General features: G+C 70.7%; 12 protein-coding genes and 2 pseudogenes. 8 read left to right on the top strand and 6 right to left on the bottom strand.

Annotation, left to right across the window (positions count from 1 at the left end):
• Nucleotides 1-73: 73 nt before the first annotated feature.
• From ACZ3TS_RS34450 to ACZ3TS_RS34430, 5 genes are read left to right on the top strand one after another with little or no spacing between them, the layout of a single operon-like run.
• On the top strand, nucleotides 74-1,414 hold the full coding sequence (locus ACZ3TS_RS34450; protein WP_467625725.1) for an L-fuconate dehydratase: 1,341 nt from the start codon (nucleotides 74-76) through the stop codon (nucleotides 1,412-1,414).
• Nucleotides 1,411-2,166 (top strand): SDR family NAD(P)-dependent oxidoreductase, encoded by a 756-nt coding sequence (locus ACZ3TS_RS34445; protein WP_467625723.1) that lies wholly within the window; start codon nucleotides 1,411-1,413, stop codon nucleotides 2,164-2,166. The genes ACZ3TS_RS34450 and ACZ3TS_RS34445 overlap by 4 nt, the downstream gene beginning before the upstream one ends.
• Nucleotides 2,163-3,149 carry an aldo/keto reductase gene (locus tag ACZ3TS_RS34440; RefSeq protein ID WP_467625722.1) on the top strand — a complete coding sequence of 329 codons (987 nt, stop codon included), beginning with the start codon at nucleotides 2,163-2,165 and terminating at the stop codon, nucleotides 3,147-3,149. The genes ACZ3TS_RS34445 and ACZ3TS_RS34440 overlap by 4 nt, the downstream gene beginning before the upstream one ends.
• On the top strand, nucleotides 3,146-3,460 hold the full coding sequence (locus tag ACZ3TS_RS34435; RefSeq protein ID WP_467625720.1) for an L-rhamnose mutarotase: 315 nt from the start codon (nucleotides 3,146-3,148) through the stop codon (nucleotides 3,458-3,460). Before ACZ3TS_RS34440 ends, ACZ3TS_RS34435 begins: the two co-directional genes overlap by 4 nt.
• Complete coding sequence (locus ACZ3TS_RS34430; RefSeq protein WP_467625719.1) at nucleotides 3,457-4,344, top strand: amidohydrolase family protein; 888 nt, start codon at nucleotides 3,457-3,459, stop codon at nucleotides 4,342-4,344. The genes ACZ3TS_RS34435 and ACZ3TS_RS34430 overlap by 4 nt, the downstream gene beginning before the upstream one ends.
• Here the strand turns inward: ACZ3TS_RS34430 and ACZ3TS_RS34425 are convergent.
• Nucleotides 4,284-5,708: a lipase maturation factor family protein gene (locus tag ACZ3TS_RS34425; RefSeq protein ID WP_467625718.1), complete on the bottom strand. Its 1,425-nt coding sequence runs from the start codon at nucleotides 5,706-5,708 to the stop codon at nucleotides 4,284-4,286. The genes ACZ3TS_RS34430 and ACZ3TS_RS34425 overlap by 61 nt on opposite strands.
• A 207-nt stretch (nucleotides 5,709-5,915) precedes the next feature.
• Between ACZ3TS_RS34425 and ACZ3TS_RS34420 the strand changes: the two genes are divergently transcribed.
• From ACZ3TS_RS34420 to ACZ3TS_RS34410, 3 genes and pseudogenes are all read left to right on the top strand, one after another.
• Nucleotides 5,916-7,283: a DUF6777 domain-containing protein gene (locus ACZ3TS_RS34420; RefSeq protein WP_467625716.1), complete on the top strand. Its 1,368-nt coding sequence runs from the start codon at nucleotides 5,916-5,918 to the stop codon at nucleotides 7,281-7,283.
• Between the two features lie 23 nt (nucleotides 7,284-7,306).
• A pseudogene (locus tag ACZ3TS_RS34415) lies at nucleotides 7,307-8,119 on the top strand (SpoIIE family protein phosphatase); the annotation flags it as partial.
• Between the two features lie 48 nt (nucleotides 8,120-8,167).
• Nucleotides 8,168-9,028 carry an Fpg/Nei family DNA glycosylase gene (locus ACZ3TS_RS34410; RefSeq protein ID WP_467625715.1) on the top strand — a complete coding sequence of 287 codons (861 nt, stop codon included), beginning with the start codon at nucleotides 8,168-8,170 and terminating at the stop codon, nucleotides 9,026-9,028.
• Nucleotides 9,029-9,066: 38 nt separating this feature from the next.
• On the opposite strand, the gene ACZ3TS_RS34405 is transcribed toward ACZ3TS_RS34410, so the two are convergent.
• From ACZ3TS_RS34405 to ACZ3TS_RS34385, 5 genes and pseudogenes are all read right to left on the bottom strand, one after another.
• Nucleotides 9,067-9,723: a zf-HC2 domain-containing protein gene (locus ACZ3TS_RS34405; protein ID WP_467625713.1), complete on the bottom strand. Its 657-nt coding sequence runs from the start codon at nucleotides 9,721-9,723 to the stop codon at nucleotides 9,067-9,069.
• A 143-nt stretch (nucleotides 9,724-9,866) separates the two neighbouring features.
• Nucleotides 9,867-10,382, bottom strand: coding sequence for a hypothetical protein (locus tag ACZ3TS_RS34400; RefSeq protein WP_467625711.1), 516 nt, complete (start codon nucleotides 10,380-10,382; stop codon nucleotides 9,867-9,869).
• Between the two features lie 135 nt (nucleotides 10,383-10,517).
• Complete coding sequence (locus ACZ3TS_RS34395) at nucleotides 10,518-11,063, bottom strand: sigma-70 family RNA polymerase sigma factor (RefSeq protein WP_467625710.1); 546 nt, start codon at nucleotides 11,061-11,063, stop codon at nucleotides 10,518-10,520.
• A 129-nt stretch (nucleotides 11,064-11,192) separates the two neighbouring features.
• Nucleotides 11,193-12,617 carry an amino acid permease gene (locus ACZ3TS_RS34390; RefSeq protein ID WP_467625708.1) on the bottom strand — a complete coding sequence of 475 codons (1,425 nt, stop codon included), beginning with the start codon at nucleotides 12,615-12,617 and terminating at the stop codon, nucleotides 11,193-11,195.
• A 153-nt stretch (nucleotides 12,618-12,770) separates the two neighbouring features.
• Nucleotides 12,771-12,956 (bottom strand): annotated as a pseudogene (locus ACZ3TS_RS34385) (universal stress protein); the annotation flags it as partial.
• Nucleotides 12,957-13,041 lie beyond the last annotated feature (85 nt).

Raw genomic sequence — 13,041 nt, 5'->3', positions numbered from 1 at the left:
TCTCGTTCTCGTACAGCGCCGTACGACGTACGACCTCGTGTACGACCTTGTGCCCCGGACCGAAAGGCCTCCCGTGTCCCCAACAGCCGCCCGTATCACCGCGGTCGACACCTTCGACATCCGTTTCCCCACCTCGCGGGAGCTCGACGGCTCCGACGCGATGAACCCGGACCCCGACTACTCGGCCGCCTATCTCGTGCTGCGCACGGACGCCGCCGACGGTCTGGAGGGCCATGGGTTCACGTTCACCATCGGGCGGGGCAACGAGGTACAGGTCGCCGCGATCGAGGCGCTGCGCGGACACGTGGTCGGACGGGACGTCGACGAGGTGTGCGACGACCCGGGATCGCTCTTCCACGACCTGATCGCCGACAGCCAACTGCGCTGGCTCGGGCCCGAGAAGGGCGTGATGCACATGGCGATCGGCGCGGTGGCCAACGCCGTGTGGGACATGGCCGCCAAGCGTGCGGGCAAGCCTTTGTGGCGGCTGCTCGCCGAGGCCGAGCCGGAATGGCTGGTCCGTCAGATCGACTTCCGCTACATCACCGACGCGCTCACGCCCGAGGAGGCACTCGACCTCCTCCGGCGCGGCAAGGAGGGTGCCGAGGTGCGCAGTGCCCGACTGCTGGCGCAGGGCTTCCCCGCCTACACGACCTCCGCGGGCTGGCTGGGCTACAGCGACGAGAAGCTCACCCGGCTGGCCGCGGAGGCCGTCGCCGACGGCTTCCGGCAGATCAAGCTGAAGGTCGGCGCGGACCTCGCCGACGACGTGCGCCGCTGCCGGGTCGCCCGCTCCGTCGTCGGCCCGGACATCCGCATCGCCATCGACGCCAACCAGCGCTGGAACGTCGACGAGGCGATCACCTGGACCAGGGCGCTCGCCGAGTTCGACCCGTACTGGATCGAGGAGCCGACCAGCCCCGACGACGTCCTCGGCCACGCGACGATCCGCAAGGCCGTGGCCCCGGTCAAGGTCGCCACCGGCGAACACGTACAGAACCGCATCGTCTTCAAACAGCTTCTGCAGGCCGGTGCGATCGACGTCCTCCAGATCGACGCGGCCCGCGTCGGGGGCGTCAACGAGAACCTGGCGATCCTGCTGCTGGCCGCCAAGTTCGGGGTGCCGGTCTGCCCGCACGCGGGCGGGGTCGGGCTGTGCGAGCTCGTCCAGCACCTCTCGATGTTCGACTTCGTCGCCCTCTCCGGCACGACCGACGACCGCGTCATCGAATACGTGGATCATCTGCACGAGCACTTCGTCGATCCGGTGGCGATCAGGGAAGGCCACTACGCGGCGCCCGGCGCGCCTGGCTACTCGGCCACGATGCGGCCCGAGTCCATCGCGCAGTACACGTTCCCCGGCGGTACCTTCTGGGCCGCCGACCTCGACGGCAAGAAGGGGCATGCGGCATGAGTGACTTCGAGGGCCTGAAGGCCTTGGTGACCGGCGGGGCCTCCGGCATCGGACGGGCCACCGCGGAGCTGTTGGCCGTGCGTGGCGCCCAGGTGGCCGTGCTGGACCTCGATCCCTCGTCGGTGGACAAGCCGCTGCTCGCGTACCGGGCCGACGTCACCGACGACGCGTCCGTCCGCGCGGCCGTGGCCGCCGCCGTGACCGACCTCGGCGGCCTGGACGTCCTGGTCAACAACGCGGGCATCGGAGCTCAGGGCACGGTCGAGGACAACGATGACGAGCAGTGGCGGCGGGTCCTCGACGTCAACGTCCTGGGCATGGTCCGTACGGCCCGCGCCGCGCTGCCTCATCTGAGGGAGTCGTCCCACGCGGCGATCGTGAACACGTGCTCGATCGCCGCGACGGCCGGGCTGCCGCAGCGCGCGCTGTACAGCGCCAGCAAGGGTGCCGTCCTCTCGCTGACCCTCGCGATGGCCGCCGACCACGTCCGCGAGGGCATCCGCGTCAACTGCGTCAATCCCGGTACGGTCGACACCCCTTGGGTCGGCCGTCTTCTGGACGCGGCCCCCGACCCGGTCGCCGAACGTGCCGCGCTCGAGGCCCGCCAGCCCACGGGCCGCCTGGTGAGCGCCTCCGAAGTCGCGGGCGCCGTCGCCTACTTGGCGAGCCCTCTGTCCGGCGCGACCACCGGCACGGCGCTCGCCGTGGACGGCGGGATGCAGGGCCTCAGGCTGCGCCCGGCGGGCCAGTGAACACCCTCGGCGGCAGCGGCGTCGGGGTCAGCGAGCTGGCCTTCGGCGCCGCCGGCATCGGCAACCTCTACTCCGAGGTGAGCGAGGAACAGGCGTACGAGGCGGTGGAGGCCGCGTGGGAGAGCGGGATCCGCTACTTCGACACCGCCCCGCACTACGGACTCGGTCTGTCCGAACGCCGCCTCGGCACGGCCCTGCGCGAGCACCCCCGCACCGCGTACACGGTCTCGACCAAGGCGGGCCGCCTGCTGGAGCCCGCGGACGCGGGCGGCGACGACCTCGCGAACGGCTTCGCCGTACCCGCCACCCACCACCGTGTCTGGGACTTCAGCGAGGACGGTGTACGGCGCAGCCTTGAGGACAGCCTCGAACGGCTCGGCCTGGACCGCGTGGACGTCGTCTACCTCCACGACCCGGACGACCATGCCGAGCAGGCATTCCGGGAGGGCTACCCGGCACTGGAGAAGCTGCGCTCCCAGGGCGTGGTGGGCGCGATCGGCGCCGGCATGAACCAGGCCGAGATGCTCACTCGGTTCGTGCGTGAGACGGACGTGGACGTGGTGCTGTGCGCGGGGCGCTACACCCTTCTCGACCAGTGTGCACTGACCGGGCTGCTGCCCGCGGCCGTCGAACGTGGTGTGTCCGTCGTCATCGGCGGCGCCTTCAACTCCGGCCTGCTGGCCGACCCACGGCCGGGCGCCACCTACAACTATGGTGCGGCGCGAGGAGAGTTGCTCGACCATGCCCTGCAAATGGAGGCCGTCGCGGGGCGGCACGGCACCACGCTGCGGGCCGCGGCGCTGGCGTTCTGCTCCGCCCACCCGGCCGTGGCGAGCGTGCTCGTCGGCGCGCGCTCGGCGGCCGAGGTGCGCGACTGTGCCGAGCAGTTCGCGGCGACCGTACCGGCCGCCTTCTGGCAGGAGCTGAAGGACGCGGACCTCCTGCCGTACCATGCCCCCGTGCCCGACGAGGAGCCGTCATGAGAGTCGCCCTGCACACCAAGGTACGCGCCGACCGTATCGAGGAGTACGAGGCCGCCCACCGCGAGGTGCCGAGGGAACTGACGGAGGCGATCCGCGCCGCCGGGGCCGCGTCCTGGACGATCTGGCGCAGCGGGACGGACCTCTTCCACGTCCTGGAGTGCGAGGACTACGGGCGGCTGCTGGCCGAGCTGGAGAAGCTGCCGGTCAACGTCGCCTGGCAGGCAAGGATGGCGGAGCTGCTCGACGTCGTGCACGACTACTCCGGTGAGGGCGCGGACGCCGGCCTCCCCGTCGTGTGGGAGCTGCCGTGACCGTGGACGCCCACCACCACGTCTGGGACCTCGCCGTCCGCGAGCAGGACTGGATCACCGGCCCCGAACTCGCGCCCCTGCGGCGGAACTTCACCGTCCAGGACCTCGAACCCGAGGCGCGCGAGGCCGGCGTCGACCGCACCGTGCTGGTGCAGACGGTCACGGTGGCTGAGGAGACACCGGAGTTCCTGGCGCTGGCGCAGGAGCACGATCTCATCGCGGGGGTCGTCGGCTGGACCGACCTCACGAGACCCGATGTGGCTGACACCCTGGCCCGGCTGCACGAGCTGCCCGGCGGCTCCTACCTGCGCGGGATCCGCCACCAGGTCCAGGGCGAGCCGGACCCCGGGTGGCTGCTGCGCGCCGAGGTGCGGCGAGGCCTGGCCGCCGTCGCGGCGGCAGGTCTGGTGTACGACCTGGTCGTCCTGCCCCACCAGCTCCCGGCGTGCGTCAGGGCGGCCGCCTCCCTGCCCCAGCTGACCTTCGTCCTGGACCACTTGGGCAAGCCGCCCATCGCCTCTGGCGTCCTCGAACCGTGGGCGTCGGACATCAGGGCGCTCGCCGCCCTGCCCAACACGGTGTGCAAGCTCTCGGGCATGGTGACCGAGGCCGACTGGAAGGCCTGGAGTCCGGCGGACCTGAGACCGTACGCCGACACCGTGCTGGACGCGTTCGGCCCCGACCGGCTGATGTTCGGATCGGACTGGCCGGTGTGCACCCTGGCCGCCACGTACGCCGACGTGTCACGCACGGCCGACGGGCTGACCCTGGACCTCGGCGACGACGAGCGGGCGCGGATCTTCGAGGGCACCGCCGCCCGCGTCTACCGCCTCTCGGCCACCGGGACGGACAGCCGTGTCGGCGGCATGAACTCGCGCACGTAGGCACGCTCCCAACAGGCCCCTGTGTCCCGCAGCTCCCGCCAGGTGGTGTACCGGTAGTGGAACAGGCGGGCCCGTACGTAGCGCGGGGGCGCGTCCGGCGGGAACGGGGATCGGCGCAGGAGCCGTAGCGTGTCGCGGTCGTTCTCCAGGAGACGTTCGACCAGGCCGCCGAACCAGGACGCCGCGTACGCCGGGGAGAGCGCCGCGAACCACATCAGCCAGTCGAGCCGCAGGTGGTAGGGCGCGTACTGGCGCGGCCAGTGCCGTGGATCGCCCGGTTTGCCCTTGAACTCGTACTCCCGCCAGTCGGAGTCCTCGCGCGGCACGTCGTCCGCCGTGCCCTCGATCACCACCTCGTACCGGATCCGGCTGACGCTGCCGAACGCGCCGTAGGTGTTGACGAGATGCAGCGGGTCGAAGGAGCGGTTCATGACCTGCTCGCGGGAGATCATGTTGCGTACGGGGTGGTAGCTGAGCGCGACCAGGCCCGCGGCGACCGCCAGGACCACGGCCTCGTACCACAGCGGCGGACCGGTCACCTTCGGGGCGGTGGTGGGGAACTCGACCGCCGACAGGGCCAGCACGATGGTGATCCAGTTCAGCCAGGCGAAGTTGCCGGACAGGACCAGCCACAGCTGGGTCACGATCATCAAGGAGGCGGCGACCGTCGCGATGGGCTGCGGGGTGAACAGCAGGACGGGGACGATCAGCTGGGTGACATGGTTGGCCGCCACCTCCACCCGGTGCAGCGGTTTCGGCAGATGGTGGAAGAACCAGCTCAGCGGGCCCGGCATCGGCTGCGTCTCGTGGTGGAAGTCCAGGCAGGTCAGCTTCCGCCAGCAGGCGTCCCCGCGGATCTTGATCAGCCCGGCGCCGAACTCCACGCGGAACAGGATCCAGCGCAGCAGGAACAGCACGACGACCGGCGGCGCCACCTCGTCGTTGCCCAGGAACACAGCCAGGAAGCCGACCTCGAGCAGCAGCGACTCCCAGCCGAACGAGTACCAGGTCTGGCCGACGTTGACGATCGACAGATACATCGCCCACGGGATCAGCCAGAGCACCATCCCCGCCCAGAGCGGCACTTGGGAGTCCAGCCCGGCGATCAGCGCCACCGACACCGCACACCCCGCCCAGGACCAGGCGGCGAAGAAGCGGTCCGAGTAGTGGAAGTGGAAGACACTGGGGCCGTATTTGAAGGGCACCCGGGCGACGTAGCGCGGCACGGGCAGCATTCCGCGCTCCCCGATCAGCGCACGGAACTGCAGGGCGGCGGTCAGAAAGGCGAAGAGGTACACGACGGCGAGGGCCCGCTGGAAGACCAGCCGGCTCATCCAGTACTCCGGGGCGACGAACCAGTCCACGGTGACCGCTCCTCTCCCTCCAGTCTGTCCCACGTACCCGGTTTCCGGTCGATGGGCCCGTGACTCTGTGTGGGACCCTGCTCCGCTTGCGTAACTCAAGTGAGTGACGCAGACAATAGTGATGAATTACCCGGAAGGAAGTGGGAGAAAGCGGTGAATGCGCCCATCAGGTTGCTGAAGGCGCTCATCAGAACCGTCAGGACGGCCATGGGAATTCTGAACGCGCCCGCCAGGGCCTTGGCAGCCACCTGCACCGCGTCGGCGGCGGCCCTGTTGTGCGCAGGCTGCGCAGGCACGGGGCTCATACGCGGCGCCCCGACCGGAGGTGAGCTTTTCCTCCAGCCGGCCGAGGCCCGCGGTCTCGATCCCTTCACCGACTCCACCGTCAGATCCGCCGCGCTTTCCCGGCCCGTCACCCGAGTGCCGCAGCCGACGGCGGACGAGGCACCCTCGGCCGCACGCTCGGTCTCGGGCGCCACGCCCGGTCTCTACACCGGCACCCGGTCGCTCGGCAGCTGTGACATCGAACGGCAGATCGCCCTCCTCACCGCCGATCGGACCAAGGCCCGCGCCTTCGCTCAGGCGTCCGGCATCGACCAGGCGTCCATACCGGCCCGCCTGCGCGGCCTCACTTCGGTCCTCCTGCGCGCCGACACCAGGGTCACCCTGCACGGCTTCCGCGACGGACGGGCCACCAGCCACCAGTCCGTCCTCGAGGCCGGAACCGCCGTCCTCGTCGACAACCGCGGCGTGCCCCGTGTGCGCTGCGCCGGCGGCAACCCGATCGACGCGCCCGCGGCCGTCAAGGGCACCCCGGCGACCCACGGCCGATCCTGGTCCGGCTACAGGCCCGCGTACGTGGTCGTGGTGACCCCGGCGCCCCGGATCATCACCAACATCACGATCATCAACATCGAGAACAAGAACACGTGGATCGAACGCCGGATCGGCGACGACGGGCAACGGGACGTCGTCGTACGGCCGCCGGCCGACGTAAAGCCGTCCCACGACGTACGGCCGCCGGGCACCGGCACGGACAGCACGCGGACGGAGCAGCCCGGGGGGCGCTCGCACGAGCCCGGGCCGACTCCGAGCGGGGGCGGCACGGCGCCGCTCGAGACGCAGCTCCCGAGCGAGCGCGACGCCCCGTCGTACGAGCAGAGCCGATCGCTGGAGGAAGCCGGGGCCGACTGCCCGACGCCGGGCGCGATCGTGACCGTCTCGCCGGCGGCGGGGGAGACCCCGGCCGAGCGCACGGACCAAGGCGCCGACTGTGCCACCGCAGCCATCGTCACCGCCCCGTCGGCGGCGTCCGGGACGGGCACACCGTCAGCGACTGCCGCCGCGCCTCCACCTGCCTCGTCGGCCGGCACCGCGTCGGCCTCCTCCACGGGCCCGGCCGCCCCTCCCTCCGCCGCGGACCCCGAGGCCCCCTTCGACCCGCCCGGCGAGGACATCGGCCCGCCGGGCCGGCCCGGGACCCCCGTCCCATCCGAGGGCGGCGGTCCGGTTCCCGACGACACGAGTACCGAGACCCCCCTGCTCGACAGTCCGGCCGGAGGCTTCGACGACTGAGGTCCGGGGCGTCCATCAGGCTCACCGAACGCTTCGCGACCTGTCTGTACGCCGAGGCCGACCTGTCCACGGGAGTGGTGCAGCTGGTCCGCGCCGGCCACCTCGACCCCCTGCTGCGGCTGTTCGACGGCACCTGCCGGCGCCTGCCCGTCGAGGGCGGACTTCCGCTCGGGCTGTCCGCCGAGTTGGGCCTCCTCGAGAATCCGGTCACCGCCTTCGAGCTGGAAAAGGGCCAGACCCTGCTGCTGTGCACCGACGGCCTGATCGAACAGCCCGGCGCCGACCTGGACGACGGCATGCGGACCCTGCGGGAGCTGGTCCGCACGGGCCCCGGCGACGTGCGCGACCTCGCCGACCTGCTGATCGCCGTGGCCGAGCAACGGGGCGGCGACGACGACGTGGCGCTGCTGCTCCTGCGGCGCGGAGGCCCGGCCCAGCGGTCCGGCGGCCGCCTCCAGCAGAACGTCGGGCCCGGCGACCCGGAGGCGCTCACCGCGGTCCGCCGGAAGATCCGCGCCGCCGCGCGCGCCTGGGGCGTCGGTGAGCGTTCCGACGAGATCGAACTGGTCGCCGACGAGCTCATCACCAACGTCCTCATCCACACCGAGGGCCCCGCCGTCCTCACCCTCCGGGTCCTCGCCGGCCACGACCGCAGGCTCCGCATGGAGGTCGAGGACTCCTCCAGCGCCCTGCCCCGCCGCCGCGAGGCGGGCGAGTGGGGGGTCTCGGGCCGCGGCCTGCTGATCGTCGACCGGCTCACGGACGTATGGGGCGTGGAGTCGCGCGGCGGCGGCGAGGTCGTGTGGTGCGAGTTCATGGTCCCGCGACGTGGCTGACACGGGCAACGGGTCGCGATGTCGGCGACCGGTGGCACTCTGGTACACATGCCGGAACTGCCCGAGGTCGAAGCGCTCAAGGATTTCCTCGCCGACCATCTCGTCGGCCACGAGGTGGTCCGGGTGCTGCCCGTCGCGATCAGCGTCCTGAAGACGTACGACCCCCCGGTCACCGCCTTCGAGGGGCGCGAGGTCACCGCCGTGCGCCGGTACGGCAAGTTCCTCGACCTGGAGGCCGACGGACTGCACTTCGTCACCCATCTGGCCCGCGCGGGCTGGCTCCAGTGGAAGGACCGCCTGCCCGACGGCGTACCCCGCCCGGGCAAGGGCCCGCTCGCCCTGCGGGTCGCGCTGGAGACGGGCGAGGGATTCGACCTGACGGAGGCGGGCACCCAGAAGCGGCTCGCCGTCTACGCCGTACGCGATCCGCAGGAGGTCCCCGGGATCGCCCGTCTGGGTCCCGACCCACTGGCCGACGACTTCGACGAGCAGCGCTTCGTGAAGCTCCTCGAGGGCGAGCGCCGCCAGATCAAGGGCGCGCTGCGAGACCAGAGCCTGATCGCCGGCGTCGGCAACGCGTACAGCGACGAGATCCTGCACGCGGCGAAGATGTCCCCGTTCAAGCTGGCCTCGTCGCTGTCGCCGGAGGAGACACGACGGTTGTACGAGGCGCTGCGCACGACGCTCATGGAGGCGGTCGAGCGCTCGCGGGGCCTGGCCGCCGGGCGCCTGAAGGCGGAGAAGAAGAGCGGCCTGAGGGTCCACGGCCGTACGGGGGAGCCCTGCCCGGTGTGCGGGGACACGATCCGCGAGGTGTCCTTCAGCGACTCCTCGCTGCAGTACTGCCCGACGTGCCAGACGGGCGGCAAGCCCCTGGCGGACCGCAGGTTGTCACGCTTGCTCAAGTAGGCCGTTGGGCGGCCCGCCGAGGCTCGAAGCCGACCGGCTCAGCGGGACTTCAGCGTGACCAGGTGCTGTCCGTCCCTGGTGCGCACCTCGAAGTGGTCGATCTGCCGGGACTGCAGCGCCGCGCCCCCGTGCGTGGTGGTCGCCTCGCCGTCGTCCGCGGGCACCATCCAGCTCGTCACCGTCTGCTCCGAGCCGTCCTTGCCCACGGCAACGAGCCGGCAGGGGTGCGGCCCGGACTTGTCCTTGACCGTCACGTCGACGTCACTGCCCCAGATACGGTCCTGTGTGGCGATCTCCGCCCATACGCCCGTGTCCGGGTCGGTCGCGCTCATGGCCGTCGCGACCGAGGACGAGCCGTGCCCGGAGACGACCGTCAGCGTCGGTCCGCCCACCGCGAACACCACGGCGGCCGCGACCGCGTACAGCCGGCGCCTGTGCCCGCTGCGGTGCTTGGTCGTCACCTCGTCCAGCAGCCGCTCCAGCAGCCGTGGGCCGGGGGCCGCGAAGGGGTGTACGACCCGTGGCGTCGCCCTCCGGTACAGCATCAGCTGCCGTGCGGCGGGGCGCAGCTCGGTCACGTGCGCCGTGCAACTCGCACACTCCATGAGGTGGTCCTCGAAGCGGAAGGCTTCCGCCTCGTCCAGCACGCCGAGCGCGTAGGCGCCGACATTGCGATGGCGTTCCAGGGACCTCATACCAAATCCTCATGCCGGTGAGCGGGGTGGGGGTGGTGCTGCTGTTGCCCACCGGTACGGACCAGACCGCCGAATCACTCAAGGCCGTTACCGAATCGCGGCCAAGACATTCGGAGCCGTCAGGCCCGCGGATTGGTCCGTCTTCAAAAAAGATGGATGGCCAGATGTCCGAGGGGGAGACCCAGCTGCCAGGCCGGCGTCCAGACCTTGGGGCCGTCGTCCTCGTCGGCCGGCGCGCCCCCGCCTGGCACGGCGTCCAGGTCGGGGGCGAGCAGCTCGGTCTCCTCCAGCCAGCGCCAGGCCGCCGAGGCCAGCTCCAGGTCCGGCGCCGGGCCGCCTGACTCGATCGCCTCGGCGGCCAGCTCGGACATCCGCTCGCACACCCAGTCCTGCCACGGCTGGTCGTACGCCGTCAGCGAAAGCCAGGTTTCCAGCTGGGAGACGACCCGGATTCCGGACAGCTCGCCGCCGGTGTCCGACAGGAAGATGGTCAGCGCCAGGGCGTCGCGCCCGGCGCGGAACTCGAACGACGTCGACGGCATGAGATCGCCGGTCCGCAGCAGTTCGTCCGCGATGTACTCCGCGTACAGCCACGCCATGGGGACGGCCAGTTCACCGCCGCCGGTGCCGTCCGTGCTCTCTTGGCCTCTGTGCAGCATCCCTTCCTGCCTTCCTCCGGTACGTGCGCGTCGCCCGAACCCGGGCCCCAGTCCGGAACACGGATGAAGCAAGCTGATTGCTCAACCATGGTCCGCAGCAAGGCGCTTTACGGAGGTTTGACTCAGCCTTCGGTTTCACCGCACGTCGGCTGCGTAGCCAGGGAGGACTCGGCGCAGGGCGCGCAGTGCGTAGTACGCGCGGGACTTCACCGTACCGGGCGGAATTCCCAGGGCCTCGGCGGCCTCCGCCACACTGGCCCCCTGGAAATACACCTGCACCAGTACTTCCCGGTGCTCGGGAGTGAGTGTCTTCACAGCCTCGCGTACATCGAGCATCGCGGTGGACCGTTCCGCGTGGTCGGCGATCACCCGTGCGTTCTCCAGTACGGCGTCCCCGACCTCGGCGGGACGCGCCTGGCGCGCCCGGCGCGCGTCGATGGCGAGCCGCCGGCCGACGGTGAGCAGCCAGGGGCGCACGGAGTCGAAATCATGCGCGCGGAGCGCTTCGGGGTGTTGCCAGGCGCGTACGAACGTCTCCTGCACCAGATCCTCGGCGCGCTGGCGGTCGCCGTCCGAGAGCCTGAGCAGCAGGGCGAAGAGGGGGCGGCCGTGCTCGCGCTGCAGCTCGGCCAGCTCGTGCTCGGCGGTCGTCCCGGTGCGGGTGGTGGTTCCGGCCGTCATGGGCGTATGGCAACGCTCCCCACGCCACCACGACAGGGCCGGAACCGGGCTGTGCGGTGGGCGGTCGCTGTTCGTCGGTGAACGGTGCGGCGAGCGGTCGACCGGGAAGCCTCCTCGACCGACGGCGCCTCACACCGAGTTGACAACCTTGGCCAGCTCCGACCGCTTGTACGAGTACCCGAAATAGACGATCTGACCGATCGCGAACCACACAGCGAACCGCACCCACGTCTGCCACTGCAGAAACGTGATCAGCCAGATCGAGAAGACCATGCCCAGTGCCGGTACGAAGGGCATCCAGGGCGTGCGGAAGGTGCGCGGCAGTTCCGGCTGCCGGTAGCGCAGCACGATCACCGCCGTGCACACCACGACGAACGCCAACAGGATCCCGATGTTGGTCAGTTCGGCCGCCTCGGAGATCGGCAGGAACCCGGCGATGAGAGCGGAGGCCACCCCGACGATCCAGGTGACGCGCGTAGGGACGTGACGCGTGGGATGTGTCTTCGCGAACCACTCCGGCAGCAGTCCGTCCCGGGACATCGCGAACCACACCCGGGTGACGCCCAGCATGAACGTGAACATCACTGTGAGGATGCCGATGATGGCGCCGGCCGCGATCACATCCGCCAGACCGCTGAGGCCCGCCGCCTTGAACGCGCTGGAGAAGCCGCTCTCCGGATCGATGTGCTTGTAGTTCTGCATGCCCGTCAGTACCAGACACGCCGCCACGTACAGGACCATGGAGATCCCCAGCGAGTACAGGATCGCCCTCGGCATGTGGCGCTGCGCGTCCTTGGACTCCTCGGCCGCCGTCGACATGGCGTCGTACCCGAAGACCGCGAAGAAGACGGTCGCCGCACCGGTGAACGCACCGCTGACGCCGTAGGGGAAGAAGGGCCGGTAGTTGGCGGTGCCGATATGGAAGACGCCGACGGCGATCACGAGCAGGACGACGAGGATCTTCAGGGCCACCACCGTCGTCTCGAAGCGCGCCGCGTTGCGGATCCCGAGGTTCAGCAGCCACGCGATCAACAGGCACAGGACGACGGCGAACAGGTCGACCCGGTGCCCGGCGCCCGTGCCGGGCGCGCCCAGCATCCACGCCGGCAGGTGCGCGCCCGTCTCACCGACCAGGAAGCCGAAGTAGCCGGAGATGCCGATCGCGACCACCGCCACGATCGCCGTGTACTCCAGCAGCAGGTCCCAGCCGATGAACCAGCCCGCGTACTCGCCGAGCACCGCGTAGCCGTAGGTGTACGCCGACCCCGCCTTCGGGATGAGACCCGCGAACTCGGCGTACGACAGCGCGGCGGCAGCGCTCGCCACGCCCGCGATCAGGAACGACACGAGAACAGCGGGTCCCGCCGTGCCGTTGGCGACGGTGCCGGCCAGGGTGAAGATGCCGGCGCCGATGATTCCGCCCACGCCGATCGCGGTCAGCTGCCACAGGCCGAGCGAACGGTCGAGCCGTGTGCCCTCGTGGACTTCCGTGTGTTCGATGTGCTCGATCGGTTTGCGGCGGAGAATCCCCTCACCCATTTTGAGCCTGGCCATGAGCCTCACCTCTTCGCAGACGGCAATGGGCTGACGGCGGCTCATGATGGCGCAGGGGCGACGGGTACGGAAGACGGCACGGCGCCCGCCGTGGCCACGCACTGGCCGCCGTCTTCGAGGTGCGCACGGCCGGTACCGCTCCCGGTGGTGCCTCTACGGCACGACCGTGACCGGCCAGCGCCCGGCCTTCACCAGCCGGATCGCCACCGAGCCGATGATGCGATGGCCCGCCTGCTCGGAGGCGCCCACCACGACCGCGTCCGCCTTCAGCTCGTCGGCCGCCTTGACCAGCCCGTTGTAGGGGTCGCCGCGGAAGGTGTGGAACTCCCCTCGAGTTTCGCCGTTTTCGCAGGGTCACTCTGGCGGTTGTAGGTGCTGGTGTTTGGGTCCTGTGGTCTTGGCGGCGGCCATAGGGTGAGGCTGT

The sequence above is a fragment of the Streptomyces sp. NPDC022910 genome (assembly GCF_055561075.1).
Note: the sequence above shows the minus strand (reverse complement) of the source record. Positions and strands in the feature narration are given on the sequence as shown.

Bases quoted from the DNA above. Each gene is read 5' to 3' on its own strand.
- ACZ3TS_RS34390 (WP_467625708.1), bottom strand. From the start codon at position 12,617: ATGGCCAGGCTCAAAATGGGTGAGGGGATTCTCCGCCGCAAACCGATC.
- ACZ3TS_RS34410 (WP_467625715.1), top strand. From the start codon at position 8,168: ATGCCGGAACTGCCCGAGGTCGAAGCGCTCAAGGATTTCCTCGCCGAC.
- ACZ3TS_RS34395 (WP_467625710.1), bottom strand. From the start codon at position 11,063: ATGACGGCCGGAACCACCACCCGCACCGGGACGACCGCCGAGCACGAG.
- ACZ3TS_RS34435 (WP_467625720.1), top strand. From the start codon at position 3,146: ATGAGAGTCGCCCTGCACACCAAGGTACGCGCCGACCGTATCGAGGAG.
- ACZ3TS_RS34445 (WP_467625723.1), top strand. From the start codon at position 1,411: ATGAGTGACTTCGAGGGCCTGAAGGCCTTGGTGACCGGCGGGGCCTCC.
- ACZ3TS_RS34405 (WP_467625713.1), bottom strand. From the start codon at position 9,723: ATGAGGTCCCTGGAACGCCATCGCAATGTCGGCGCCTACGCGCTCGGC.
- ACZ3TS_RS34420 (WP_467625716.1), top strand. From the start codon at position 5,916: ATGGGAATTCTGAACGCGCCCGCCAGGGCCTTGGCAGCCACCTGCACC.
- ACZ3TS_RS34400 (WP_467625711.1), bottom strand. From the start codon at position 10,382: ATGCTGCACAGAGGCCAAGAGAGCACGGACGGCACCGGCGGCGGTGAA.